The sequence below is a fragment of the Candidatus Similichlamydia epinepheli genome (assembly GCF_003056015.1).
The window spans coordinates 1-2,227 of the sequence record NZ_PPEU01000101.1; the positions used below are offsets into that span (position 1 = coordinate 1).

4 protein-coding genes are annotated in these 2,227 nt (G+C 39.8%); 3 read left to right on the top strand and 1 reads right to left on the bottom strand.

Annotated elements, in window-relative coordinates; genetic code table 11:
- The coding region (locus GCCT14_RS04480) for a hypothetical protein (RefSeq protein WP_157952613.1) at positions 1–292 on the bottom strand (292 nt) is incomplete at its 3' end.
- A gap of 148 nt (positions 293–440) precedes the next feature.
- Here GCCT14_RS04480 and GCCT14_RS04485 point away from each other — a divergent pair.
- The 3 genes from GCCT14_RS04485 to GCCT14_RS04495 form a co-directional block, all read left to right on the top strand.
- Positions 441–1,097 (top strand): pseudouridine synthase, encoded by a 657-nt coding sequence (locus GCCT14_RS04485; protein WP_157952614.1) that lies wholly within the window; start codon positions 441–443, stop codon positions 1,095–1,097.
- A 24-nt stretch (positions 1,098–1,121) separates the two neighbouring features.
- Positions 1,122–1,709: a LemA family protein gene (locus GCCT14_RS04490; protein ID WP_108624400.1), complete on the top strand. Its 588-nt coding sequence runs from the start codon at positions 1,122–1,124 to the stop codon at positions 1,707–1,709.
- Positions 1,710–1,879: 170 nt separating this feature from the next.
- A partial coding sequence (locus GCCT14_RS04495; RefSeq protein ID WP_192875507.1) for a M48 family metalloprotease occupies positions 1,880–2,227 on the top strand: 348 nt, incomplete at its 3' end.

Below are 2,227 nucleotides of genomic sequence, written 5' to 3' on the forward strand. Positions count from 1 at the left end.
TTAAATCTGATGAGAGGGCCCACTTCGGAAGCTCATTCGATTTACGAATAACAGCCTTTCTCTTACTGAATTCTTTGTCCCACATATCGACAACACGACGAGCTTGGAAATAGGCATCCATTTTTGCTCGAGTACTATTTTGATGTAGAAATCCAATGCCAAGGGTTAAACAAAAAAGTGTGAAGAACCCAAATACGGTAAATGCGATTCTTCTTTTACAATGACGGATACCGACTGGTTCACTTTCATGAAGGGGAAGAGTCGATTCGTCTCTTTGGTCTTGCATGCTCATGAGAATACCTCCAAGGAATGATCGAGAGCCTAACAAAAATTTCGACAAACCAAATACACAAAATAGACAGGTTCTTTGATACACTGTAGCACAACATATATGTTGTGCTACAGTGTATCAAAGAACCTGTCTATTTTGTGTATTTGGTTTGTCGAAATTTTTGTTAGCCTCTCGTCGATCGAGTGAACAGTTGATCATGGAAGGAAAGGTAATAGTCAACAATATTATCGAAACATCTCCAGCCAGAAATGTAAGTGAGCATGATGTCATATTAGTAAATGGAATTCCTCTTCCTAAAAGGCCCTCTTTAACATACATAGCATTTCACAAGCCGAGAGGATATGAATGTTCGAGTAAGAGTCGTGGGAAAGGTGTATTTTCTCTTTTGCCATCTCATTACAATAAGCTCTTATATGTTGGACGACTAGATATTGAATCTTCTGGTCTTCTTTTCTTTTCTAATGATGGTGATTTCTGCCACAGGATTGCGCACCCATCTTTTGGAGTGAAAAAACATTATATTTTAAAAACACACCGTGATGTCACTGCAAGTGATCTTGAAAGGTTGTCTTCAGGAACAGAAATAGATGGCAAGCATAGGGCTCCACTATTAGTGCGTAAAATTCGTAGAAATACTGTACGTGTGACTGTCGCAGAAGGTAGAAAACATGAAGTGCGATTATTTGCAGCTGCAGCTGGTCTAATTGTTCACGAATTGATCCGAGTCCAAATAGGCAACTATCAACTAGGTAAATTGCCTCTTGGCAGTTGGAGACATACTTCTTTGGATGAGATTGTTTCCTAAGAAGAGATAAGGAGGTTTATACCCATGGGATTTTACATTATTGCTACGATATTTCTGGTTCTTGCTTCGTTAACTGGAATTATCCACTTGTACAACAGCCTTGAACATTACAAGGCTAGGGCACAAAATCAATGGCATCAAATCAATGTCCAACTACAAAGGCGTTATGATCTAATTCCGAACTTAGTTGAGACTGCCCGTACTACTATGAACTTCGAAAAATCTACACTGGAAAGTGTAATTCAAGCTCGTAATTGTGCTGTACAGGCTCTATCTGCGACTCAAGGAGAGTTAAATGCACAACGCATACAAAAGCTTTCACAAGCGGATCAGATACTCTCTGGAACTCTTCAAAATTTTTTTGCTGTCGTAGAAAAATATCCTGACCTTCGTTCTGTTGAAAACATGAAACATCTGCATGAAGAATTGGTTTCAACAGAGAATCGCATCGCCTTTGCTAGGCAAGCTTACAATGATGCAGTTATGTATTACAATGAGAGTCAGATGCGTATTCCGTCTAAATGGATAGCAGGATTAGGTGGCCATCACCCAATGGATTTCTATCCTCTCTCATCAGATGAGATGAGGGAACCTGTTCGTGTTCAATTCTAGGTATCGAACAATGTCTTTTTGGAAACGTCAAGATATCCTTAGGAGGCAAACAACTCATTGCCTTTTTGCCTTTTCAGCAGTACTTTTCATGGCTAGTGGTATTGCGGAAATGTTGTGGCGATGGTCACACGGGATTGACTTATTCGAAAGCCAACCACCAGACTACATCTGTGGCTATCTTAAGTTATCTAAATTATTTTTTAGGTGGAGGAACTACAATTGCCGAGTCTTTGAATGGCGAACTGATTCCCCGTGATACTAACCACCCGACTCATAGGATTGTTTGGAATCTTATTGAAGAATTAGCAATCGCAGCTGACCTTCCGGTTCCTAAACTTTACATTCTTCCAGATCAAGAAATTAACGCTTTTGCTGCAGGGACATCTCCTTCCAATTGGGTTATTGGAATTACAAAGGGTACAATTCAGAGGTTGTCAAGAGATGAGATCCAAGGCGTTCTCGCGCATGAGTTTGGTCATTTGAAAAATAAAGATCTTCTCCTTCAATTAGGAGTAACT